Source organism: Altererythrobacter sp. MTPC7, from assembly GCF_042851395.1.
In the GTDB taxonomy this organism is placed as follows: domain Bacteria; phylum Pseudomonadota; class Alphaproteobacteria; order Sphingomonadales; family Sphingomonadaceae; genus CAJXSN01.
Window position 1 is genome coordinate 130,383 of sequence record NZ_BTGS01000002.1, and the last position, 23,015, is coordinate 153,397.

A 23,015-nucleotide genomic window follows, 5' to 3' on the forward strand; every position below is an offset into this window, starting at 1 on the left:
AGGGCAAGCGGGTTTGTCCAGTGGCAACTAGTCGGTACGCGCCCAGCGACTGTCTGCAGGCGTCAAGGTGTCCAGAAATGCCTCGGCCCGGTCGAGATAGGCCTGCCGCTTGTCCTCATCCATCCGGTCCCAGTTGGAATAGATGCGCCCGATGCGCGGATTGCTTTCCAGCCGGTCGCGGTGGCGGTCCATGAAGCGCCAGTAGAGCGAATTGAAAGGGCAGGCATCCTCCTCGGTCTTCTTGCTGACCGAGTATTTGCAGTCCGAGCAGTAATTGCTCATCTTGTTGATGTAATTCCCGCTCGCCGCATAGGGCTTTGTCGCCAGTTTCCCGCCATCGGCGTAAAGGATCATGGCGGCGACATTGGGCAGTTCGACCCATTCATAGGCGTCGGCGTAAACGACCAGGTACCAATCCTGCACCTCGCGCGGGTCGATGCCGGCGATCAGCGCGAAATTGCCCAGCACCATCAGGCGCTGGATATGATGGGCGTGGGCATTGTCGCGGGTGGACCGGATTGCATCGGCGAGGCAGCGCATGTCTGTCTCGCCGGTCCAGTAGAATTCGGGCAAGGCGCGCTGGGCGTTCAGAGCATTGTCGCTTTCCAGCCCCGGCATGAAGCGCCAGTAGAAGCCGCGGACATATTCGCGCCAGCCGATCAGCTGGCGGATGAAACCCTCGACCGAATTGATCGGCGCCTTGCCGTTTTCATAGGATTTCTGTGCCCGCTCGCACAGTTCCAGAGGGTCGAGCAGACCTAGGTTGATGCTGGTCGAAAGCATCGAGTGGAACAGGTCGTCCTGCCCGTGGACCATCGCGTCCTGGTATGGGCCGAACTTCTCGATCCGCTCGGCAAAGAAGGCATCGGCGGCCTTTTCCGCCTCGCCTCGGGTGACGGGCCAGCGGAAGGTCTCGAGGCTGCCGAAATGATCGCCGAATTTCTCCTCGACGAGAGCGATGCATTCCTGCGTGATCTCGTCGGGTTCGAACAGCGGGCGCTGCGGAGCCTCCAGTCCTTCCCTGGGCGGCTTGCGGTTCTCGCTGTCGTAATTCCAGTCGCCGCCTTCGGGCTCCTCGCCGTTCATCAGCAGGCCGGTCTTGCGGCGCATTTCGCGGTAGAAATTCTCCATCCGCAGCGTCTTGCGATCCTCCGCCCATTCGTTGAATTCGGCGAGGGTGCAGACGAAACGGTCGTCGGTCAGAATCTCGACTTCGCAGTCGAACTTGTCCGGCCATTCCTCAATCGCCTGCTGCACGCGCCATTCGCCCGCTTCGACAATGTGGACCGCGCGCGGGTCGTGACGTTCCACGGCGCGGGCGACTTCGCCGGTGAAGCTGCCGGCATTGTCCTCGTCCGTCAGCTTCACGTAGTCGACCTGCCAGCCGGCATCTTCCAGCTCCGCCGCGAAATGGCGCATGGCGGAGAAGATCAGCGCGATCTTCTGCTTGTGATGCTTGACGTAGGTCGCCTCGTCCCGGACCTCCATCATCAGGATGACGGTGTCGTCCTTCGTCCGCCCGCGCAGGGACGCGAGCGTGCGGGTCAGCTGGTCGCCGAGGATGGGAACAAGGATCGGGCCGGAACTGTCGTCGCTCATGCGCCCCTAACGCACCTGCCTAAGAAAGGTTCGGCTCCACTCCCGGCTCGCATTTCGCCCACATGCGCCGATAGGCCTCGCGCTCGCCGATGCGCTTCAGATAGGCTCGCGTGTTCGGCTTGTCGTCCAGCGTGGTGCCGCGCGTCATGCGGGCGGTGGTCAGGCAATAGACCATCATGATGTCGGCCAGCGTCAGCTGCTCGCCCCCGAAGAACTCGGCCTCGCCCAGCCGCTGTTCAACCTGGTCCCATGCCTTGGCCGTGCGGTCGGCCACGAAATTGCCGGGCATCGGGTTCTGCGCGTCGGCCATGGACAGCATCAGCTGCATCATGCCATTCGTCATGAAGGTGCCGTTGGTGTAGTGGAACCAGAAGAGGTGGTCCGCGAAATCGGGGTGGTCTGGCCGCAGGCAATGTTTCTCCGCGCCGTATTTGCGATCGACATATTCGCAGATCGCCCCGCTTTCGGCTAGCACGAGGTCGCCGTCCTGGATGACCGGCGCCATGCCGGCCGGGTGCAGCGCTTTCAGCTCGTCCGGCGCGAGGCGGTTGTCCGCCCGGCGGTCGTAGCGTTTGAACTCATAGTCGATCCCCAGCTCCTCGCACAGCCAGACGACGCGCTCGGACTGCGAAATGCCGAGATGGTGGACGGTCAGGGTGCTCATGGATGGGGGTCCTCTCAAACGAAGCTATAGGGATCGATGTCGACGCTTACGCGCACGCCGCGGGGCAAGTCCAGCGGGTCCAGCCAGCCGCGAATGGCCTTCTGTACATTGGCGGAGCGCCGTGCATTGACCAGCAGGCGGTAGCGGTAGCGGCCACGCAGCAGCGCCATCGGGGCGGGCGCGGGACCGAGGATGGCAACGTCGGGCAGGTCGGGCCGGGCATGGCCGATGGCCTGCGCCGCCTCGCGCGCTTCCTTCTCGTCCTCGCTGGATATGATGATCGCCGCCCAGCGTCCGAAGGGCGGGGCGCCCGCATGGCGGCGGGCGTCGGTTTCCGCCTCGTAGAAGGCATCGCGGTCGCCCGCTTCCAGCGCGGCGATGACCGGGGCATCTGGGTGACGGGTCTGGATGATCACCTCGCCCGGTTTCGCCCCGCGTCCGGCACGGCCTGCGACCTGCGCGACCTGCTGGTAAGTGCGCTCCGCCGCGCGCAAATCGCCGCCTTCCAGGCCGAGGTCCGCATCGACCACGCCGACCAACGTCAGTTCGGGAAAGTGGAAGCCCTTGGTAACCAGCTGCGTGCCGACGATGACGTCGATCGCGCCGCTCTCCGCCTGCGCCACGAATTCCGCCGCGCGTTCCGGGCTGCCGAGCGTATCGCTGGTGACGAGCGCGACGCGCGCCTCGGGCAGGATCTCGCGCACCTCGTCGGCGATCCGCTCGACCCCCGGTCCGCAGGCGACCATGCAATCGGGCTCGCCGCAATCGGGGCAGGTTTCGGGCGGGGCGGTATCGTGGCCGCAGTGATGGCACGCGAGACGCTGGGTAAAACGATGCTCGACCAGCCACGCGCTGCAATTGGGGCACTGGAAACGGTATCCGCAATTTCGGCACAGCGTCAGCGGGGCATAGCCGCGCCGGTTGAGGAAGAGCAGCGATTGCTCCCCTTTCTCCAGCCGGTCGGCCACCGCATCGGCGAGGCGGGGGGCGAGCCAGCGGCCGCGTTCGGGCTTTTCCTGCGTCAGGTCGAGCAGCTGGATGTCCGGCAATTCCGCCCCGCCGAACCGGCTTGGCAGTTCCAGCTTCCGGTAGATGCCGCTCTCCGCCATTTGCAGGCTTTCCAGCGCCGGCGTGGCGCTGGCCAGCACCACGGGGATCTGTTCGAAATGCCCACGCATGACGGCGACGTCGCGGGCATTGTAGCGCACGCCGTCATCCTGCTTGAAACTGACCTCGTGCGCCTCGTCCACCACGACCAGTCCCAAATTGGCGTAGGGCAGGAACAGGGCGGAGCGTGCGCCGACCACCACCTGCGCCTCGCCCGTGCTGATGGCGCGCCATGCCCGCCTGCGCTCGGTCGATTTCAGGCTGGAATGCCACACGATGGGCGGGGCGCCGAAGCGGTCCTCGAACCGGCGAAGGAACGCCTCGGTCAGCGCGATTTCGGGCAGCAGGACCAGCACCTGCCGATCGGCGCGCAAGGCCGCGGCGACCGGTTCGAAATAGGTTTCGGTCTTGCCCGATCCGGTCACCCCATCGAGCAGGATGGGCGCGAATTGCCGCGCCTCGACAGCCTCCACGATGTCTCCCGCCACTTCCTGCTGGTCGGGGGACAGCACCGGTTCGGCAAAGTCTGCGGTGGCACGGGGATAGGGGCGGTCGATATCGACCTCCACCGGCTCCAGCACCCCCTGGTTGACGAGGCCGCGCAATACGCCGTCGGACACGCCGGCCATCTCGGCCAGCTCGCGAATCGTCGCCTGTTCGCCTTCCAGCCGCTCCATCGCCCGCTCGCGCTGCGGTGTCATGCGTTCGGGCATTCCGCCCGTCAGCCGGTATTCGGTCATCGTCGCAGGGCCGCGCAAAGCGCCGCCGCTGGCGAGGACCATGCGCGCCACCGCGCTCATCGGGGCACAGTAATAATCCGCCGTCCACTCGATCAGGCGCCTGAGTTCCGGGCGGAGCGGCGGGACCGGCACGACGTCCAGCAGCGGCCGCAGCTTCGCATCGGGAACGGACTGCGATGGCAGAGCGTCCTCTTCCCAGACCACGCCCAGGATCTGGCGCGGACCGAGCGGGGCGACCACGACGCTGCCCGGCCCGACCTGCATCCCTTCCGGCACACGGTAATCGAGCACGCCCAGCGCGGCGTTGAAGACAAGGAGGCGGACGCGGTTCATGCGCCTGCCATATGGGAGCCGCAATGGTGGGGCGGCAAGATGGAGTATCCCTGAAATGACCGAGCTTTTGACGAAAACCACCGGACGCCGTGCCTTTCTGGGCGGGATCGGCGTCGCATCAGGCGGCCTGCTGATGTCCGGCTGCACCACAGGGCTGGGCGGGTTCGGCATGGTCGACGCGGTGCGCCGCCTGCTGTTCCTCTCCAGCGAACAGGCCTTCGCCCGCCTGACCGCGCCGGGCGGGTACTGGGACGAACAGGTCGCGCAGATCGGGCTTGGCAACCTTATGGGCGCGCGCGGCGACGTGCTGTCGAACATCCTGACCTCCGCCCTCTTCAAGTCGCGGCTGGAGCGCGAATTCGCAGGCTTCGCGCTGGAGGCGAGCGACCGGGCGGCACCCATCGTTCTCGATACCGTGCGCACGATCGGGTTCCAGAACGCGATCGACCTGGTGCGCGGCGGACCCAGCGCGGCGACGTCCTACCTGCGCGGGAACATGGGAACGCGCCTGATCGATGCGATGGTGCCCGAACTGGGCGATGCGATGCGCGTCGCCAGCGATCCGCTGGTGGGGCAGGCGATTGCCGCCCTGTCCGGCGTCGATATCGGCGGCGTGGCAACCCGCGTCGCCAATGGCATCGACGATGCGATCTGGGGCGAGATCGGGCGCGAGGAAGCGGCCATCCGCGCCAATCCGCAGGCGACCCGCGATCCGCTGATCATCGGGGTATTCGGCGCGGCGGACCGACTGCTGTGATCCTGCACGCGGGGATGGACCACAGGACCACCTAGCCCGCGCTGGTCCGCCCCGCTAAGGCTGGCAGGGAATCGCCATCCGGAGCACGCACGCACATGAAATTCTTTGCCGACACCGCAGAAATAGACGCCATTCGCGAGCTGGAGGAGACAGGCCTGCTGGACGGGGTGACGACGAACCCCTCACTGATCCACAAATCGGGCCGCGACTTCATCGAGGTGACGAAGGAAATCTGCTCGATCACCAATGGTCCGGTCAGCGCCGAGGTCGTCGCTCTGGACCATGCGACCATGATGAAGGAAGCGGACAAGCTGCGCGCCATCGCAGACAATGTCTGCATCAAGGTGCCGCTGACGATCGACGGGCTGAAGACCTGCAATGCGCTTACCCGTGATGGCACGATGGTCAATGTCACCCTGTGCTTCTCGGCCAACCAGGCGCTGCTCGCGGCAAAGGCCGGGGCAACCTTCATCTCGCCTTTCGTCGGGCGGCACGACGATAACGGCACGAACGGAATGGACCTCATCCGCGACATTCGCCAGATCTACGACAATTACGCCTTCGACACCGAAATCCTCGTCGCCAGTGTGCGCCATGTCGGCCATGTCCTCGACAGCGCGCTGATCGGGGCCGACGTGATGACCGCTCCGCCCAAGGTGATCATGGCGCTCGCCAATCATGTCCTGACGGACAAGGGGATCGAAGGCTTCCTGAAGGACTGGGAAGCGACGGGGCAGAGCATCCTGTAATCCTGCATGAGTGAAGAGACCCCTCTCGACCTGTTCAAGCGGGCGCTGACCGGCAGCGCCCGTGCCATCGCGCGCGAGCCGGAAGTCGAAGTCGCGTGGAGCGCGGACAGCCCGTCATCGGCTGGCAACAATTTCCGCGTTCCGCTGCCGGGCCGCTCGCTCCCGCCCGAACAGGCGACCGAGGCGCGCGGATTTGCCGACAGCTTCGCACTCAAACTGCGCCACCACGACGTGGCGCTGCACGACCGGCAGGCCCCGTCCGAACCGATTGCCCGCGCCGTCTACGATGCGGTCGAGCAGGTGCGTTACGAGGCATTGGGCTCCAACCGTTTCAGCGGGATCGCGGCCAATCTCGATGCTGCGGTCGAACTGCGGACCGCCTCCGATCCCATCGCCCGCGCGAAAAGCGAGAGCGAGGTCCCGCTGCAGACCGCAGTTGCCCTGATGCTGCGCGAGGCACTGACCGGCCGCGCCGTGCCGCAGCGCGCGCAGGCGGGCGTCGACCTGGTCCGCAATTTCATCGAGGAACGGGTGGGCGACGACTTCGCCGATCTCGCTTCGCAGGCGGGCGACCAGAAGGCGTTCCAGTCGCTGGCGCTCGACATGCTGAAGAACCTCGAGCTGACGCGTCCCGAGGATGCGCCCGACCAGTCCGACGACGATGACGGCGAGGACGAGGACGGCCAGGAAGAGGACGAAAGCGAGGACGAGGAAAGCGGCGGCGAGGACCAGCCCAATCCGGCGGAAATGGCCGGCGAAATGGAAGAGGGCGAAGATAGCGGCGAAGGCGAGTCCGAACTGTCCGGCGAAGAGGAGATGCAGGACGGCGACCTCGGCGACGAAGGCGAGGAGGGCATGCAGCCCGTCCGCCCGAACCGCCCGTGGACCGATATCCCCGACAGCTTCGACTACACCGCCTACACGACGAAATTCGACGAGGAGATCGAGGCGCCCGAGCTGTGCGATGCCGAGGAGCTGGACCGGCTTCGCGCCTATCTCGACAGCCAGCTGACCGGCCTGCAATCGGTGGTGACGAAGCTTGCCAACCGCCTCCAGCGCCGCCTGATGGCGCAGCAGAACCGCAGCTGGGACTTCGACCAGGAAGAAGGCTTGCTCGATGCGGCGCGGCTCGCCCGCGTGGTTATCAGCCCGGGCCAGTCATTGAGCTACAAGACCGAGCGCGATACCGAGTTCAAGGACACGGTCGTCACCCTGCTGATCGACAATTCGGGCTCGATGCGCGGTCGGCCCATCTCCATCGCGGCAATCAGCGCCGACATCATGGCGCGCACGCTGGAACGCTGCGGGGTGAAGACCGAGATCCTCGGCTTCACCACCCGCGCGTGGAAGGGCGGCCAATCGCGCGAGGCATGGCTGGCCGATGGCAAGCCGCAGGCACCCGGCCGCCTCAACGATTTGCGCCACATCCTCTACAAGAAGGCCGACGAGCCATGGCGCCGCGCGCGCCGCAATCTCGGCCTTATGATGCGCGAGGGGCTGCTGAAGGAAAACATCGACGGCGAGGCGCTGCTCTGGGCCCACGACCGCCTGCTCCGCCGCCCGGAGGACCGCCGCATCCTGATGGTGATTAGCGACGGAGCGCCGGTCGACGACAGCACGCTCAGCGTCAACAGCGCCGGCTATCTCGAAGCGCATCTGCGCAAGGTCATCGAATGGATCGAGAAGCAGTCGCCCGTCCAGCTCGCCGCCATCGGCATCGGCCACGATGTGACGCGCTATTACCGGCGCTCGGTGACGATCATGGACGTCGAGCAACTCGGCGGCACAATCATCGAGCAGCTGGCGGATCTGTTCGAGGTGGAGAAATAGAATGAACGTCACCGAAGCCGTCACCACCCGCCGCTCGATCCGCGCTTTTACCGACCAGCCGGTCGAGTACGAGACCATCCGCCGCGTCATGGACACGGCGCGCTGGGCGGCTTCGGGGTGCAATTACCAGCCGTGGGAGGCGACCATCCTGACCGGCGAGCCGCTGGCGGAACTGCGCGGCATCCTGGCCGAGGCGCCGATGGGGCAGGCGGAATACGACTGGACCGCGCCGGGGCAGGAAGAGGAATACAAACAGCGGCTCAATGCTGTCTCGAAGGGGATGTTCGGTGCGCTCGGCATTGCGCGCGACGATCATGCCGGGCGGCAGGAAGCGATGCTGCGCAACCGCGACAGCTGGGACAGCCCGGCGCTGCTGCTTTGCTATTTCCCGCGCCTGATGAAGGAGGCGCAGTGGTCGGACACCGGGATGTGGCTGCAAACCGTCGCCCTGTTGCTGCGCGAGGAGGGGCTCGATTGCTGCTTCCAGGAATTCATGGCGCTCTACGCAACGCCGATCCGCGATTTCCTCGGCCTCGACCACGAGAAAACCATGTTCTTCTGCGGCATGGCCATCGGCTACCGCGACCCGGAAGCCCCGGTGAACAATTTCGAGCGCGAGCGCGTGCCGCTGGACGATCAGGTGAAGTTTCTCGGCTGGGATTGACTGTAACTGCCAGCTTGGCAAAGCCGGGGCATGACCACGCCCCCGCTCAAATTGTTCAATTCGCTCACCCGCCAGGTAGAGCAATTCGTCCCGATCCACGCAGGCGAGGCGCGCGTCTATAGCTGCGGGCCGACGGTCTATAATTACCAGCATGTAGGCAACATGCGCGCCTATGTCTTCGCCGATACGCTGGGTCGCACGCTGAGCTGGGCAGGCTATGACCTCACCCATGTCGTCAACATCACCGATGTCGGCCATCTGACGAGCGACGCCGATGCGGGCGACGACAAGATGGAGAAAGCCGCCGCCAGCGCAGGGAAAAGCGCGTGGGACATCGCCGCCTATTACCAGCGCGTGTTCGAGGACGATCTTGCGCGGCTCAACATTCGCAAGCTGCAACATCCCAAGGCCACCGATTACGTCGAGGCGATGATCGAGTGGGGCAAGGGGATCGAGGACAAGCACTGCTATCGCATCGAAAGCGGGCTCTATTTCGACGTGACCACCGTGCCGGAATACGGGCGATTGGCGCGCGCCGTCACCGAAGAGGGTGAAGCGCGGATCGAGAGCGTCGAGGGCAAGCGCAACGCCGCCGACTTCGCCATCTGGCGAACCACCCCGGAAGGCGAGGACCGCCAGATGGAATGGGACAGTCCGTGGGGCCGCGGCGCGCCGGGCTGGCATATCGAATGCAGCGTGATGAGCGCGGAACTGCTCGGCCATCCGTTCGACATCCACACTGGCGGGATCGACCACCGCGAAATTCACCACCCGAACGAAATCGCCCAGAACCAAGCGCACAATTGCAGAGAGAAATCGGGCGCAAATATCTGGATGCACAATAATTTCCTCGTCGACCGACGGGGGAAGATGTCGAAGTCCACCGGCGACTTCCTGACGCTGCAGGCGCTGGTCGATCGCGGCTACCACCCGCTCGCCTACCGCATGCTGTGCCTTCAGGCGCATTACCGCAGCGAACTGGAATTTACCTGGGAAGGCCTTGGCGCGGCGTTGGTTCGATTGAAACGACTGGTCATGGGTCTGAGGCAAGCACAGGACCAGTGGTCGCAGGAAGCAGGCCTTGCCCCGCCGCCGCCGACGCGCGCCGACGGTTTGCGCGCGGAAGTGACCCACCCGAAGCTGGCACCGCTGCTCGAGAAGTTCGAGAACGCGCTGGCGGACGATCTCAACACCGCCATCGCCCTGACCGCTCTGGAAGAGGTGCTGGCGACCAAGAAAATGCCCAAGGACCAGAAGGGCATCCTGGCGCTCGGCATGATGTGGCCGCTGGGCCTGATGATCCTCCCGCGCGAGGAATTGCGCCTGCGGCCGGCAGGGGCGCAAGTGACCGAAGCCGAGATCGAAGCCGAACTCGTCCGCCGCAAGGAAGCGCGCGCCGCGAAGGATTTCGCGCTGTCCGACGCCATACGCGACGACCTCGCCGCGAAGGGCGTCGAGGTCATGGATGGCGACCCGCTCGGCTGGGACTGGAAACTGGAGCATTTCGCATGACCACCGCACTTCTTTCCGCGATGATCCGCCCGATGCTGGAGGCGCGGCTGCCCGACTGGCTCGAGCCGCATTGGTTCGCCTCGAAGGAGGAAGCGCTGGAGAAGGCGCCGCTGGCGGAAATCGGCTGGTTCGATCTCAACGAGAAGGAGCCGATGGCGGCGATCGCGAAGGCCGCGACGAAGCTGAAATGGCTCAATTCGATCTATGCCGGACTCGATTTCATGCCGCTCGGCGCGTTGCAGGAGCGCGGCGTCGTCGTGACCAACGGGGTCGGCATCAATGCCATCACCATCGCCGAATACGTGGTCATGATGATGCTGGCCCACGCCAAGGGCTACGCGCAGGTCGTGCGTGCGCAGGACCGGCACGAATGGCTGCTCGACAGCCCGGGCAAGCGCGAACTTGCGGGCGAGCGGGTCCTGCTGCTCGGCATGGGGGCCATCGGCAGCCTCGTGAAAACGCGGCTAAAGGCGTTCGACATGGAGGTCGTGCCCGTGCGCCGCTCCGGTGCGGACGGGGCATTGACGCCCGACGAATGGCGAGGGAGGCTGGGCGAGTTCGACTGGGTGATCCTGGCCGTGCCCGCTACCGACGAGACGCGCGGCATGATCGGTGCGGACGAGCTTGGCGCGATGAAGGACACGGCCGTACTGGTGAATGTCGCGCGCGGGGATGTCGTCGACCAGGATGCGCTGGTGTCCGCGCTGGACGCGAAGAGTATCGAGGCGGCCCTGCTCGACGTGACCACGCCCGAACCGCTGCCGCAGGATCATCCGCTGTGGTCGCTGGAGAACGCGCAGGTCACCATGCATCTGTCGGGCCGGGCGCAGACCAAGATGTTCCAGCGCAGCGTCGACCGGTTCGTCCTGAACCTGGAGCGGTGGCACCGGGGCGAACCGGTCGAGCCGCGCATGGACCTCGCACTCGGCTATTGAACACCGCCGACTAGGCGTCTTCCAGCAGGAGCAATTCGCAGGCCACCTCCATCCGCGGGGCAGGGAGCAGCGTGTGGTCGACCGCGGTAACGACAGCATCGGCGACCAGTTGGCGGGGTATGGCGAATTCGTGGGTCGGCAGGTCGGCAACCAGGGTCTCGCCGGCTTCGACAGCCTCCACGCCTTCGAACACCAGCAGCAATTCGTGCCGCGTGCCCGCAAAGGTGATGCTGGCCCACGCCTTCTCGGTGTGACGTTTCACGGACCCGTGGCCATCAGCCAGAGCGAGCACGGCATCACGCAGACGGTCCGACAGGGTCCGGCATGTCTTGCGGCGCGGCGTTCCCACTTCCCCGGCGTGTTCGTCGGCGCGAGTGTCGGTACGGGCGTCGGCGCGGGCGGGTATGATCGCTTCACGCTGCATGCATCGCCTCCCGGTATCCGCGGATGAAGGCGTCGCAGCGCATTTCCATCATCGGGCGCGGCTCGCGACCATTGCGCAGGTCCAGCACGAAACGCGGATCCTGCGCCGCCAGGCGACCGAACTTGGTTGGCGGCATATCCGTGTCGCGGAGGAATTTTTCGATACGTCGGATGAGCATTTATGACCCTCAATTCAGCAAGTGATTCGCTATCCCTGAGGCCATTGGTCGGACGTGAAATCCTAGGGGATTATCCCCTTGCGACAAGTAAGGTTCTGTGCTACATAATGGCATGGCCAAACAGAAACTCCCCACCCTTCGCCAATTCCAAGACCGCTTCCCAACCGAGGAAGCCTGCCTAGAGCATTTGAAGCTGGTCAAGTTTGGCGAGCGTCACGAATGCGGCAAGTGCGGCAAAGATGCCCAGTTCTACCGCGTTGCTAAGCGCCGTAGTTACGCTTGCGAGCATTGCGGGGCGCAGGTCTATCCGACCGCTGGCACGCCCTTCCATCGGACCCGCACAAGCCTTCGAGACTGGTTCTATTTGATGTTCCTGTTCTGCACGACGCGGAACGGCGTTGCTGCCAAGGAAGTCGAGCGCCAGATCGGCGTGACTTACAAAACCGCGTGGAGAATGTGCCACGAAATTCGCAAGTATATGGCGCAGGTTGATGGTGACACGCCGCTAGGTGGCGAAGGCCGCATCGTGGAAGTCGATGAGACGTTCATGGGCGGCTATGACAAGGGCGGCTTCGGCGGCAAGGGCAAGACGGTTGTGCTGGGCATGAAAGAGCGCGGCGGCGACGTAATCACCCGCGTTGTCGCCAACCGCCGTGGCGCTACGCTGCTGCCGCAGGTTGGCAAAAATATCCTAGCTGGTAGCGAAGTGCATACGGACGAACTGCACGGTTACAGCGGCATCGCTCTCACTCACACGCACAAGCGCGTAAACCATAGCCGCCGCGAATATGTCAGTGCCGAAGGCGTGACGGTGAACGGGATTGAAGGCTTCTGGGCGCAGCTAAAGCGCGGTATCAACGGGACGCATATCCACGTTAGCGCGAAGCACCTGCCTAAGTATCTTGGCGAGTTTGAGTTTCGTCACAACTGGCGGAACCATCCGCAGGCGATGCTTTCGGAGTTGATGGCTTCGTTTTAGGCGGTTCGCCTTTGGCCATGGCCTCTAGGAGGCGGTCGAATTGAATATGCGGATTAGACTGCGGCATAGGTAAAATCTGCGTCATACGGAACGCCTAACTGTATAGCCATCGTGCTGCGGGAGACATCGAAATGCCGAGCCAATTTTTCAACACTGCCTAGGCCCTGCGAAGTTGCTTCATCAATAAGATGCCACGGCATCAAAATATCTGCCGCCATTCGGTTTGCCTGTGTCTCTACGGATGAACTGAGACCGCTCCGATAAAGCGCATCGTCAGAAATACCATCTCCGATAAGGCTTTCATGCAAAGCGTAATGCGCAATTTCATGCGCGATGGTAAAACGCCGCCGCACTCTAGGATGGTTGCCATTGACGTAAATTGTGAAACCACTTGGACCCGACTTGTCATCTTTTCGGATCATTCCCGAAATATTATCCGGCCAACTTTTAGTTTTGAAAAGCGTGATGCCGAGGGCACGAGCAATATCAACGGTTTGCACAGGCGCAGACGCCTGATGCTCTCGTATAACCTTCTCGGCTGTCAAAATGCCCATGGCGCGCCTTTATCCTTCTTGAATTTCCTCTACCACACCTGGATCTGGGGCGCTAGTTTTCCTGCTATCCGCATCTGGAATCCGAGCATTCTCCAAGGCTTTGGCAACCGCCTGCGTCGCGACCTTCTCTGCGACTGCATACGCAGTTTTGCGGGCCATGTTATCAGCCCCTTCTTTCAGATTTTGATAACTGAACCATCCCAGAAAAGCCAAACTTATGCCTACGGCGGCGAAAGTCAGGCTGAGAATATCGAGCTGGACTGATATAGTGTCGAAGCCGTTTTCGACAAGGTTGCCCCCAGACACGGGTTGCTTCCCGCGCATGGTCAAAAACCACACCGCGTAAGCCAAAAAGATCACCAAGCCCATGACCAGCCACATCATTGCGTTCACAAGCCATGGCTTTACTTTTTTGCCGAAAATTTGTTCCATATCTTGGTGTGGCCTAGAAAGGTAAAATACCCGTAACCATAGTATTTTATGGAACGAAATTTGCCCTTCAAGCAATTCGGCTATCTTGTTGGCTTACTCCGCTCAACGGCTTCGTTACTTGGCCGTTCCAGCGCATGGATTCTAACTTGGCTAAATCGACATGACCGTCGTTCAAAATGGGCCACAGCAGGCGCAAGTAAACTTGGTGTATTTCAAACCATGCCCGTGGATCGTCTAGCGGGGGACTAGGCGCACCAAAGCCTAAATCCCGAAGTGTATTGTAGCGACTGGTTAACTTCGAAAAAATCTCAGCCGGAATTTGAGGCAAGTGACTGGCGCGTTCTAATTCGTCTGCAAGAATCCTTAGAGGCCACGATTGAGCCACACACTGCTGTTCGTGAGTCAGATGGGTGGAGTCCCACTTTTTCGCAAAGTGGTCAGCCCACGCGGCAATTCCTGCGCCTAGCGCAACTAGGGCACCAAAAAACACGAGGTCACTCGTCATGACCGACCACACAGCGGGGAAGAATCCCTCGCCTTGTGCGAAGTCAGCCAAAACGGAATCGTAGCCAAACGCTTCAGCTAGGTTTTCAAGGTTCAGCCCTAAAACCACGATGGCGACCCAAAACAAGACTTTGCCCACCAAGCGGATAAGCTGACGTTTTTCCATCCCATCCCCATATCACCGCGCCCCCTGATTCGGGAGTCGGCGTGGTTCGGTCTGTGGATTACTTGTTCCAACGGGATAATCCCCAAATCCTACTTGTCTAGGAAAAATCTTTCGTCTAGGTAGGAAGTATGCCCAACCCATCCTTTGATAATCCGGCCTCCGATCCGCGGGGTCGCCTGCTCCAGCTTGCGGAGGAACGGGACGCGAGCCTGTCTTCGCTTTCTGCCTTTATCGGTCGTAATGCCAGTTACTTGCAGCAATTCATACGCAAGGGCAGCCCGAAGAAGCTGGAGGAGGGCGACCGCCGGAAACTGGCGGAATTCTTCGGCGTCCACGAATCGGAGCTGGGCGGGGCGGAGGAAAAATCCTATGCATCTTTCGCGCCCCTTTGGGACGACGATTTCATCGCGGTCCCGCGCCTGCCGGTCAGTGTTGCGGCCGGGCCGGGGCAATTCGCAGCCGGTGAGACCCCGTTCGACAATTTCGGGTTTTCCGGCCGCTGGCTGCGCGACAACGGCCTCGATCCAAAGATGCTGAGCGCGGTTACCGTCGAGGGCGACAGCATGGAGCCGCTGCTGCGCGCAGGGGACGAGGTCCTGGTCGACCGCACGCCGCGCCCTTTTCGCGACGGGGTCCATGTCGTGCGGATGGGCGATACGCTTCTGATCAAGCGGATCGCCAGTCCGGGCAAGGGACGCCTGACCCTGCTGAGCCAGAACCTGAGCTATCCGCCGGTGGAGGTGTCGATGGACGAGGTCGAGATCATCGGCCGCGTCGTATGGAAGAGCGGGCGGATCTGACGCTTGCGAAGCCGCGCTGCAGGCTCCACATCACGGGTCATGACCGATACGCCCAGCACCGCCAAGCCTTTGCCGCCGATGAAGGCGGGCATCATTCCCGTGACCCCGCTCCAGCAGAATTGCTCGCTGATCTGGTGCACCGCCACGAACAGGGGCGCGCTGGTCGATCCCGGCGGCGATCTGGACAAGTTGAAGGCAGGCGTGGCGAAATCCGGCGTCGAGCTGGAGAAGATCCTCATCACCCATGGCCACATGGACCATTGCGGCGAAGCGGGCGTGCTTGCGAAAGAGCTGGGCCTGCCGATCGAGGGCCCGCACGAGGCCGACCGGTTCTGGATCGCGCGTCTGGAGGAAGACGGTGCGCGCTACGGCATGAACTCGCAGGTCTTCGAACCCGATCGCTGGCTGGTCGATGGCGACACCGTGACGGTCGGCGACCTGACGCTGGAGGTCATCCATTGCCCCGGTCACACGCCGGGCCAAGTGGTCTTCTTCCACCGGCCGAGCAAGTTCGCCGTGGTCGGCGACGTGATCTTCCAGGGCAGCATCGGGCGCACCGATTTCCCCATGGGCAATCACCAGGACCTGATCGATGCCATCACCCAGAAGCTGTGGCCGCTGGGCGACGACGTGACCTTCATCCCCGGCCACGGTCCGACCAGCACGTTCGGTCAGGAGCGCAAGACCAACGCCTTCGTCAGCGACGCTGCCTTGTCGTGATTGCGCTGTCCTGATTGCCGCAGGCCCGCGCGTCGGTGCGGCGGGTGCTCAGATGATCCGCATCGCGATCAACGCAGCGAAGATGCCGAGACCCAGTTGCACCAGCAGCGTCACGATCGTACCGACCATCCGGCCCCATTGCAGTCCGCCGCCATCCATGCCGAAACCGTGCAATACGCGTCCCAGCGCATAGGCGAGCGCGACCCAGGGCAACCAGACGCCGCCCTTCGCGGTCAGTTCGATCGCGGCGACCAGCACCAGGACCAGCGGGGTGTTCTCCGCAAAATTGAGCTGGGCCCGCATGCGCCGCGACAGGGCCTCGTTCCCGCCATCGCCGACGGAAATCGCGTGGGCGCGCCGCAATGCGCCGATGCGGATCGACAGCCAGATATTGGTCAGCGCAGTCGCTGCGGCCAGCGCCAGCGTCGTCGGCAGGATGAAGCCCATGATCACGATTCCCCCGTATTTCCCGCGAGTGCCCCGCGGTTATTGCATCGTGGCAGGCCTAGATGGCGCGGGCAGAGGTTGCAACGCACGGCAATTGCGCTATAGGCCGCGCCTTCGCCGCATTACCGTCGGGCCATTCCGCATGCATCCTTTCCGGGTTGTGTCGGTGCGGTCCTTCACCTACATGCGGCTCCGCAACAGTTTGATAGATTTCGAGGAACGGTGCCGAGATGGCTGTCCCCAAAAGAAAAGTATCCCCGCATCGCCGTGGCAATCGCCGCGCTCACGATTCGCTGAAGGTCGAGGCACATCACGAGTGCAACAATTGCGGCGAGCTGAAGCGCCCGCACAATCTGTGCCCGCATTGCGGTTTCTACAACGGCCGCGAAGTCCTCGCGCCCAGCCTGTAGTTTGCCCTTGAAATCCGCCAGTATTTTGGGCGGATTTTCGATTCAGTCCAGCCGGAGACCGTCATGACCCTGCCTCGTATCGCCGTGGATGCGATGGGCGGGGACGAGGGCGTGCGCGTCATGATCGAAGGTGCCGCCGAGGCGCGCCGCCGGCATGACAGGTTCAAGTTCCTGCTGGTGGGCGACAGTGCCCGGATCGAAAGCGCGCTGGACGCGCATCCCAATCTCAGGTCCGCCAGCGAAATCCTGCATTGCGACGATGTCGTGGGCGGCGACGAGAAGCCGACTCAGGCACTGCGCCGGGCCAAGACCACGTCGATGGGGCTTGCCGTCAATGCCGTGAAGCAGGGCGATGCCGGGGCCGCGGTCAGCGGCGGGAATACCGGCGCGCTGATGGCCATGAGCAAGCTGGCACTCCGGACCATGCCCGGTATCGACCGTCCTGCGCTCGCCGGTGTCATGCCGACGCTGGAGGATGACGACGTCGTCATGCTCGACCTCGGCGCCAATACCGAAGCCGATGCCCGCAACCTGGTGCAATTCGCGGTGATGGGCGCGGCCTATTCGCGCATCCTGACGGGCCGCGCCCAGCCGCGCGTGCGCCTGCTCAATATCGGTACCGAAGAGATCAAGGGCACGGACGCGCTGCGCGATGCCGCCACCCAGCTGCAAGAGGCGACCGCGCTCGAAATGCGGTTCGACGGGTTCATCGAAAGCGACAAGATCAATCGCGGCGAAGTGGACGTCGTCGTGACCGACGGGTTCTCCGGCAATATTGCGCTGAAGGCGATCGAGGGGGCGGCGCGTTTCGTGACCGACCTGCTTAAGACAGCCTTCACCAGCTCGATCCGGTCCAAGGTCGGGTTCCTGGTATCGCGTCCCGCGACGGAGCTTCTGCGCCATCATCTTGATCCGAACAACCACAATGGCGCCGTCTTCCTCGGCCTGAACGGGGTCGTCGTGAAGAGCCACGGCAGCGCGTCGTCGGCCGGCGTCGCCAATGCAGTGGCGGTGGCAGCGCGGCTGCTGGAAGACAAGCTGACCGAACGGATCGTGCACGACCTGGGCGAGCTCGATGCGCGCATGTGGGCCGGCAGCGGCCGAGACGGTTCGCCGGCCAAATGATTCGCTCGGTGTTCCGGGGCAGCGGGTCCGCACTGCCGGCGAAGGTGGTCTCCAACGCCGAATTGTCGAAGACCGTCGATACCAGCGACGAATGGATCGTGGAGCGCACCGGCATTCGCCAGCGCTATATCGCGGGCGAGGACGAGACGACTTCCACGCTCGCCATCGGCGCGGCGCGGGCGGCACTGGACGATGCCGGGATCGATGCAAGCGAGATCGACCTGATCGTCCTGGCCACGGCGACGCCCGACAACACGTTTCCCGCAACCGCCACGAAAGTGCAGGCCGCGCTCGGCTGCACCGGCGGCATGGCGTTCGACGTCCAGGCCGTGTGCTCGGGCTTCCTCTATGCTCTCGCGACCGCCGATTCGCTGCTCAAGTCGGGCATGGCGAAGCGGGCGCTGGTGATCGGCGCGGAAACCTTCAGCCGGATCCTCGACTGGGAAGACCGCGGAACCTGCGTCCTGTTCGGTGACGGCGCGGGGGCGCTGGTGATCGAGGCGGAAGAGGGCGAGGAAGCGAATCGCGGGGTCATCGCCTCTCGCCTGCACGCCGATGGCGACCAGCACGACCTGCTCTATGTCGATGGCGGTCCATCCACCACGCAGACCGTCGGCCATTTGCGGATGAAGGGGCGCGAGGTTTTCCGCCACGCGGTGGTCAACCTGTCCTCGGTCCTGCGCGAAGTCATCGAAGATGCTGGCATTGCGGCTGCCGATATCGACTGGGTCGTGCCGCACCAGGCCAATGCCCGTATCCTGGATGCAACGGCGCGCAAGCTGGGCCTGCCCGCGGAGAAGGTCATCGTGACCGTCGACCGGCACGCCAATACCTCTGCCGCTTCGGTGCCGCTGGCCTTCGATACCGCGCGCAAGGACGGGCGGATCAAGGACGGCGATCTGGTCATGTTCGAAGCGATGGGCGGCGGTTTCACATGGGGCGCCAGCCTTATGCGGCTCTGACCCCGGACGGTCCCGAAAGACGCTTCCGGCCTTTTATCCTGCGCGGATTGCGCCAAATGCGGGAAAAGGCTATCTTTTCAGATACTGACGCACCCCGGGTCGCACCGATGTGATGAAGGAGAACGGCATGGCGCGTAATGTGGGAACGCTGACCCGTGCGGACCTGGCGGAAACGATCAACCGCAAGATGGGCTTCAGCCGGGCGGAATCGCTCGGTCTCGTGGAATCCATCCTCGCGCATATGTGCAGCGCGATGAAGGATGGCGAAAACGTGAAGATTTCCGGCTTCGGCAGCTTCGTCCTGCGCGACAAGAAGGAACGTGTGGGCCGCAATCCGAAGACCGGGGTGGAGGTTCCGATCACGCCGCGCCGCGTCATGACGTTCCGTGCCAGCCAGATATTGAAGGACAGGATCGCGAAGGGTTGATCTTCGCCATGGAGCAGGGATGAGCGGGACTTTCGAAGATGGCAAGGACGACGGCGCTCTGCGCACGATCGGCGAGGTCGGCAAGGCGCTCGGCCTGAAACCGCATGTCCTGCGCTATTGGGAAGAACAGTTCCCGATGCTCGAGCCGCTCAAGCGTAGCGGCAACCGGCGCTATTACCGCCCCGGCGATGTGGCCCTGATCGAGACGATCAACCGGCTGGTGAATGTCGAAGGCTACACCCTCAAAGGTGCGCGCACGGCCATAGAAGACGGCCGCGCCGCGGTGGAGGCCGCGTCGGATGCGCCGGTTTCCGAAGCACCCGTTCTTCCGCAGGACGCGCCGCCCGATGGCGGGGATGGCGCAGCCAGCGAACCTGCACCGGAGACGGGTCCGGACATGGGCACGGTCCCGGGCGCCGGAGCGCCGGAGAGGGCGCCTCGCTCTGCCGCGGCCAGCGTCGAGGCGCGCGGCGTGCCGAGCGAGCTGATTGCCGAACTCAAGGATATTCGCGCGCGCCTGCAGGCTGCCATCGCCGAGTGATCACCCGCTGCCGGACGGTGCCCGCGGCGCGGCCTATTCGGCGGCCAGGAGCTCCGCCTCGCCAAGGTCCACGCTGACCAGGCGGCTGACCCCCTTTTCCACCATCGTCACCCCGAACAGGCGGTGCATCCGGCTCATCGTCACCGCATTGTGCGTCACGATCAGGTAGCGCGTATCGGTTTCGCGAACCATCGAATCGAGCAGGTCGCAGAAGCGATCGATATTGGCATCGTCGAGCGGCGCGTCCACTTCGTCCAGCACGCAGATCGGGGCCGGATTGGTCAGGAACAGCGCGAAGATCAGCGCCGTGGCCGTCAGCGCCTGCTCCCCGCCGGACAGCAGCGTCAGCGATTGCAGTTTCTTGCCCGGCGGCTGCGCGTAGATCTCAAGGCCCGCCTCCAGCGGATCTTCGCTGTCGATCAGGGCGAGATGCGCCTGGCCGCCCTCGAACAGCTTGGTGAACAATTCGCGGAAATGGCTGTCGACCTGTTCGAATGCGGATCTCAGGCGTTCGCGCCCCTCGCGGTTGAGGTTGCCGATACTGCCGCGCAGGCGATTGACCGCCTCCGCCAGTTCCTCCTGCTCCGCCGCACTTGCGCCGTGCTCCGTTTCAATGCGCTCCAGTTCCTCGGTAGCGACGAGATTGACCGGCCCGATACGCTCGCGGCTGGCGGCAAGCGTTTCCAGGCCTCGCGTTTCGTCCTCCTGCGGCCCGACATCGCCCGCATCGAAGCCCAACTTCTCGGCCAAAAGGGGCGGGGGGCACTGGAAACGCTCGCCCGATTCCCTCGCCATTTCGGCGCGGCGCGTCTCTTCGTTTTCCGCGCGGGCGGTCAATCCGGCACGGTTCTCGCGCGCCTGGGCCAGCGTCTCGCCTGCCTCGGCCACGGCGCGCTCGGCGTCGCTTGCTGCGGCCTCGGCGGAGGCGACCGACGCTTCTGCTTCCGAGAGAGCCGTGCCAAGACGCTCTCGCACGGCATCGCCCTGTTCGATTTCTCGCATCAGCCCCTTGGGCTTGGCAGCGATGACGGCGCGCTCGCCCGCTATTTCCTCGAACCGCTGGTCCATTCCGGCCAGCCGGCGGGCGGCCTCGCCCGAGCGGGCCTGCCAGTTCGCCATGTCGCCGCGCTGCGCGGCAGTCCGCTCGCGCGCCACGGCAAGCGCCTGGTCGTGCGCTGCCAGCCGGGCCGTGGCTGCCTGCATGGCAGAGCGTGAGGCCTCGCTCTTGGCCTGCACGGCCTCCAGCTTTGCTCGGCCCGCTTCCGGATCGGTCAGCGCACCGCGTTTTTCCTTCGCGTCTGCGAGGTCGGCATCGGCCTGTCGGCGCTGCTCCGCCAGATCGGTGACAGCGTTCTCCAGTTCTTCCAGCCGGGCCGCGATCCGCTCACGCGCGGCCTCTGCCTGGTCCAGCGCACGCAGGGCCTGCCGCTCCTGCTCCGCAGCTTCGCCGAGGGCCCGTTCCGAGGCGACGAGGCTGCGTTGCAATTCGGAGAGGCTGGTCTGCGCCGTGTCCTGCGCCGCCTTGGCCGCATCGCGCTCCTCCCGCCGTGAGGGCAGGAGGGCTTCCAGTTCGGTAATCCTGTTGGCCGCTTCCAGCCGTGCAGCCTCTGCCGCGCCCTGACCCCGCGCGACGAGGCCGTCCCATCGGCGCAGGGCCCCGCTGGTCGTCACCAGCCATTCGCCGGGGGCCAGCACGCGGCCGTCATCGCTCTCGGCGACATGGACCAGCGCGAGGCGGGCAGCGAGCTGTGGCGGGCAATCGCGCACATGATGAGTCAGCGAATCGGCTACCGGGGGCGGAGCATCGCGTCCGGTCCAGAAACGGCCCTCGGGATCGCCCTCGGGTCTGCCGAGCGGGGCCTTTGCATCCCGCCCCAACACGGCGGCGAGCGCCCGCTCGTACCCCGGCGCGACGCTGACCCTGTCGAGTGCAGAGGGCAGTCCCTCGCGGCCCTTCGCCTGTTTTTCGCGCGCTTTCCGGTCGCGGTCCAGCGCCTGATATTCGCGTTCGATCCCGGCCAGTTCCGCCATGGCGGCCGAGAGCGCGCTGGCCGCTTCGTCGCGTTCGGACTGGAGCGTTTCCTTGCGGGCCCGGTCGGCATCGAGAGCGGTGCGAAGGTCGGAGAGGCGGGCCGACGCTGCGTTCGCGTCCGCGCGCGCCCTGCCGACCGCATCGTCCGGATCGGCGCCGCCCAGCAGGGCAGCCTTCGTTTCCGCATGCCGCGCCGATTCGGCGTCGAGGCGCGCAATCCGGGTCTCTGCCTGCTCGATCGCAGCCGCGGCAACGCGCCATTCCGCCTCGACACCCGCATGGTCCGCCGTAGCCTGCGCCAGCGCGAGTTCGGCGGCGCGCGCCCCGCGTTCGCTGTCCTCCAGTGCAGCGGCAAGGGCAGGGCGCTCCTCCTCGTCGCGGGCCAGCGCCGCCTCGTTCGCGGCAAGGTCCTTCTCCAGCAGGGCCAGTGCCTCGGCCGCGTCCCGGGTCAACCGGTCCGCTTCGCCGCGGTCCTCTTCAAGGCGTTCCTTCTGCCGGTCGAGATCGGCCAGCCGCTGCTCTGCCGCTTCGAGCTGGCTGGTGAGCGCGGCCATGCGGTGACCGTGGGCGGAGGCATCGTCGCGCCGGTCCGCCAGTTCCTCGCGCGCGGCGGAGAGGGCAAGGGCCGCCTCGCGCTGGCGCGCCTGCGCGGTATCGGCCGCTTCCTTCAGCCCGGCGACCCGCGCGTCTGCGGCCTGCGCCTGCTCGCGCGCCGCCTTTGCCGCGGCAGCGGCATCGCGCCAGCGGGCAAACAGGACCCGGCCTTCCGCGATGCCGATCTGGTCCGACAGCTTCGTATAGCGTTCCGCCTGCCGCGCCTGCCGCTTCAGACTGGCGATCTGGGTGTCGAGCCCCGCCATCAGGTCTTCCAGCCGCGCGAGATTGGCCTCGGTCTGGCGCAGCTTGCCCTCGGCATCGCGGCGGCGGACATGAAGGCCGGCGATCCCTGCCGCCTCTTCCAGCATCTGGCGCCGCTGCGTCGGCTTGGCGGCGATGACCTGCGCGATCTTGCCCTGGCTGACGAGGGCGGGCGAATGCGCGCCGGTCGCCGCATCGGCAAAGGTCAGCGATACGTCCTTTGCCCGGACATCGTTGCCGTTCACGCGGTAGGCGCTGCCCGCGCCGCGTTCGATCCGGCGGGTCACGTCCAATTCCTCGCCGTCGCTGTCCACGGCCTGCAGCACGACTTCCGCGAAATCGCGGGGCGGACGCGACTGCGTGCCTGCGAAGATGACGTCTTCCATCCCGCCCGACCGCATGGACTTGGGCGAGTTTTCGCCCATCACCCAGCGGATGGCCTCGAGGAGATTGGATTTACCGCAGCCATTCGGGCCGACCACGCCGGTCAGCCCGGGCTCGATGCGCAGTTCTGCAGGCTCTACAAAGCTCTTGAAACCACTGAGCTTGAGCCTGCGTATCTGCAT

Annotated in this window: 24 protein-coding genes; 14 read left to right on the forward strand and 10 right to left on the reverse strand. The window is 64.5% G+C overall.

What is annotated here, in order from left to right:
* Nucleotides 1–27: 27 nt before the first annotated feature.
* Genes ACGHJ7_RS02415 through ACGHJ7_RS02425 form a run of 3 tightly spaced genes read right to left on the reverse strand, consistent with a single transcriptional unit; the run spans nucleotide 28 to nucleotide 4,443 of the window.
* A complete protein-coding gene (locus ACGHJ7_RS02415) occupies nucleotides 28–1,599 on the reverse strand; it encodes a cryptochrome/photolyase family protein (RefSeq protein ID WP_390474327.1) in 1,572 nt (523 codons plus the stop codon).
* A gap of 19 nt (nucleotides 1,600–1,618) precedes the next feature.
* A complete protein-coding gene (locus ACGHJ7_RS02420; protein WP_390474329.1) occupies nucleotides 1,619–2,263 on the reverse strand; it encodes a glutathione S-transferase family protein in 645 nt (214 codons plus the stop codon).
* 14 nt (nucleotides 2,264–2,277) lie between these two features.
* Entirely contained in the window at nucleotides 2,278–4,443 is a 2,166-nt protein-coding gene (locus tag ACGHJ7_RS02425; RefSeq protein WP_390474331.1) for a primosomal protein N', read from the reverse strand.
* 55 nt (nucleotides 4,444–4,498) lie between these two features.
* Here ACGHJ7_RS02425 and ACGHJ7_RS02430 point away from each other — a divergent pair, with 55 nt between their 5' ends.
* The 6 genes from ACGHJ7_RS02430 to ACGHJ7_RS02455 all read left to right on the forward strand — a co-directional run bounded on the left by ACGHJ7_RS02430 (nucleotide 4,499) and on the right by ACGHJ7_RS02455 (nucleotide 10,890).
* Nucleotides 4,499–5,200 carry a DUF4197 domain-containing protein gene (locus ACGHJ7_RS02430; protein WP_390474333.1) on the forward strand — a complete coding sequence of 234 codons (702 nt, stop codon included), beginning with the start codon at nucleotides 4,499–4,501 and terminating at the stop codon, nucleotides 5,198–5,200.
* A gap of 95 nt (nucleotides 5,201–5,295) precedes the next feature.
* Nucleotides 5,296–5,949, forward strand: coding sequence for a fructose-6-phosphate aldolase (gene fsa / locus ACGHJ7_RS02435; RefSeq protein ID WP_390474335.1), 654 nt, complete (start codon nucleotides 5,296–5,298; stop codon nucleotides 5,947–5,949).
* Nucleotides 5,950–5,955: 6 nt separating this feature from the next.
* Complete coding sequence (cobT, locus tag ACGHJ7_RS02440) at nucleotides 5,956–7,779, forward strand: cobaltochelatase subunit CobT (protein ID WP_390474337.1); 1,824 nt, start codon at nucleotides 5,956–5,958, stop codon at nucleotides 7,777–7,779.
* Between the two features lies 1 nt (nucleotide 7,780).
* Entirely contained in the window at nucleotides 7,781–8,443 is a 663-nt protein-coding gene (locus tag ACGHJ7_RS02445; protein ID WP_390474339.1) for a nitroreductase, read from the forward strand.
* A 30-nt stretch (nucleotides 8,444–8,473) separates the two neighbouring features.
* A complete protein-coding gene (cysS, locus tag ACGHJ7_RS02450; protein WP_390474341.1) occupies nucleotides 8,474–9,955 on the forward strand; it encodes a cysteine--tRNA ligase in 1,482 nt (493 codons plus the stop codon).
* On the forward strand, nucleotides 9,952–10,890 hold the full coding sequence (locus ACGHJ7_RS02455; protein ID WP_390474343.1) for a D-2-hydroxyacid dehydrogenase: 939 nt from the start codon (nucleotides 9,952–9,954) through the stop codon (nucleotides 10,888–10,890). Before cysS ends, ACGHJ7_RS02455 begins: the two co-directional genes overlap by 4 nt.
* A 10-nt stretch (nucleotides 10,891–10,900) precedes the next feature.
* Here the strand turns inward: ACGHJ7_RS02455 and ACGHJ7_RS02460 are convergent, their stop codons facing one another.
* Nucleotides 10,901–11,314 carry a hypothetical protein gene (locus ACGHJ7_RS02460; RefSeq protein ID WP_390474345.1) on the reverse strand — a complete coding sequence of 138 codons (414 nt, stop codon included), beginning with the start codon at nucleotides 11,312–11,314 and terminating at the stop codon, nucleotides 10,901–10,903.
* Nucleotides 11,304–11,492: a hypothetical protein gene (locus ACGHJ7_RS02465; protein WP_390474347.1), complete on the reverse strand. Its 189-nt coding sequence runs from the start codon at nucleotides 11,490–11,492 to the stop codon at nucleotides 11,304–11,306. The genes ACGHJ7_RS02460 and ACGHJ7_RS02465 overlap by 11 nt, the downstream gene beginning before the upstream one ends.
* A 112-nt stretch (nucleotides 11,493–11,604) precedes the next feature.
* Between ACGHJ7_RS02465 and ACGHJ7_RS02470 the strand changes: the two genes are divergently transcribed.
* On the forward strand, nucleotides 11,605–12,471 hold the full coding sequence (locus ACGHJ7_RS02470) for an IS1595 family transposase (RefSeq protein ID WP_390474349.1): 867 nt from the start codon (nucleotides 11,605–11,607) through the stop codon (nucleotides 12,469–12,471).
* A 53-nt stretch (nucleotides 12,472–12,524) separates the two neighbouring features.
* On the opposite strand, the gene ACGHJ7_RS02475 is transcribed toward ACGHJ7_RS02470, so the two are convergent.
* From ACGHJ7_RS02475 to ACGHJ7_RS02485, 3 genes are all read right to left on the reverse strand, one after another.
* Nucleotides 12,525–13,025, reverse strand: a complete 501-nt coding sequence (locus ACGHJ7_RS02475; protein ID WP_390474351.1) for an ImmA/IrrE family metallo-endopeptidase — start codon at nucleotides 13,023–13,025, stop codon at nucleotides 12,525–12,527.
* Nucleotides 13,026–13,034: 9 nt separating this feature from the next.
* Nucleotides 13,035–13,457, reverse strand: a complete 423-nt coding sequence (locus ACGHJ7_RS02480; RefSeq protein WP_390474353.1) for a hypothetical protein — start codon at nucleotides 13,455–13,457, stop codon at nucleotides 13,035–13,037.
* Between the two features lie 67 nt (nucleotides 13,458–13,524).
* Nucleotides 13,525–14,127, reverse strand: coding sequence for a hypothetical protein (locus ACGHJ7_RS02485; protein ID WP_390474354.1), 603 nt, complete (start codon nucleotides 14,125–14,127; stop codon nucleotides 13,525–13,527).
* A gap of 128 nt (nucleotides 14,128–14,255) precedes the next feature.
* On the opposite strand from ACGHJ7_RS02485, the gene ACGHJ7_RS02490 reads away from it, so the two are divergent.
* The gene (locus ACGHJ7_RS02490; RefSeq protein WP_390474355.1) at nucleotides 14,256–14,927 is read left to right on the forward strand and encodes a helix-turn-helix transcriptional regulator; all 672 of its coding nucleotides are present in this window, start codon (nucleotides 14,256–14,258) and stop codon (nucleotides 14,925–14,927) included.
* Between the two features lie 78 nt (nucleotides 14,928–15,005).
* Entirely contained in the window at nucleotides 15,006–15,647 is a 642-nt protein-coding gene (locus tag ACGHJ7_RS02495) for an MBL fold metallo-hydrolase (protein WP_390474535.1), read from the forward strand.
* Between the two features lie 48 nt (nucleotides 15,648–15,695).
* Here ACGHJ7_RS02495 and ACGHJ7_RS02500 read toward each other — a convergent pair whose 3' ends face one another.
* Nucleotides 15,696–16,094, reverse strand: a complete 399-nt coding sequence (locus ACGHJ7_RS02500) for an MAPEG family protein (protein WP_390474357.1) — start codon at nucleotides 16,092–16,094, stop codon at nucleotides 15,696–15,698.
* Nucleotides 16,095–16,324: 230 nt separating this feature from the next.
* Between ACGHJ7_RS02500 and rpmF the strand changes: the two genes are divergently transcribed.
* From rpmF to ACGHJ7_RS02525, 5 genes are all read left to right on the forward strand, one after another.
* The gene (rpmF, locus tag ACGHJ7_RS02505; protein ID WP_390474359.1) at nucleotides 16,325–16,504 is read left to right on the forward strand and encodes a 50S ribosomal protein L32; all 180 of its coding nucleotides are present in this window, start codon (nucleotides 16,325–16,327) and stop codon (nucleotides 16,502–16,504) included.
* Nucleotides 16,505–16,567: 63 nt separating this feature from the next.
* Nucleotides 16,568–17,629 (forward strand): phosphate acyltransferase PlsX, encoded by a 1,062-nt coding sequence (plsX, locus tag ACGHJ7_RS02510; protein ID WP_390474360.1) that lies wholly within the window; start codon nucleotides 16,568–16,570, stop codon nucleotides 17,627–17,629.
* A complete protein-coding gene (locus ACGHJ7_RS02515) occupies nucleotides 17,626–18,591 on the forward strand; it encodes a beta-ketoacyl-ACP synthase III (protein WP_390474362.1) in 966 nt (321 codons plus the stop codon). The genes plsX and ACGHJ7_RS02515 overlap by 4 nt, the downstream gene beginning before the upstream one ends.
* A gap of 127 nt (nucleotides 18,592–18,718) precedes the next feature.
* Entirely contained in the window at nucleotides 18,719–19,018 is a 300-nt protein-coding gene (locus ACGHJ7_RS02520; RefSeq protein ID WP_390474364.1) for an integration host factor subunit alpha, read from the forward strand.
* Nucleotides 19,019–19,037: 19 nt separating this feature from the next.
* The gene (locus ACGHJ7_RS02525; protein WP_390474365.1) at nucleotides 19,038–19,559 is read left to right on the forward strand and encodes a MerR family transcriptional regulator; all 522 of its coding nucleotides are present in this window, start codon (nucleotides 19,038–19,040) and stop codon (nucleotides 19,557–19,559) included.
* A gap of 33 nt (nucleotides 19,560–19,592) precedes the next feature.
* Here ACGHJ7_RS02525 and ACGHJ7_RS02530 read toward each other — a convergent pair whose 3' ends face one another.
* Complete coding sequence (locus ACGHJ7_RS02530; protein WP_390474367.1) at nucleotides 19,593–23,015, reverse strand: chromosome segregation SMC family protein; 3,423 nt, start codon at nucleotides 23,013–23,015, stop codon at nucleotides 19,593–19,595.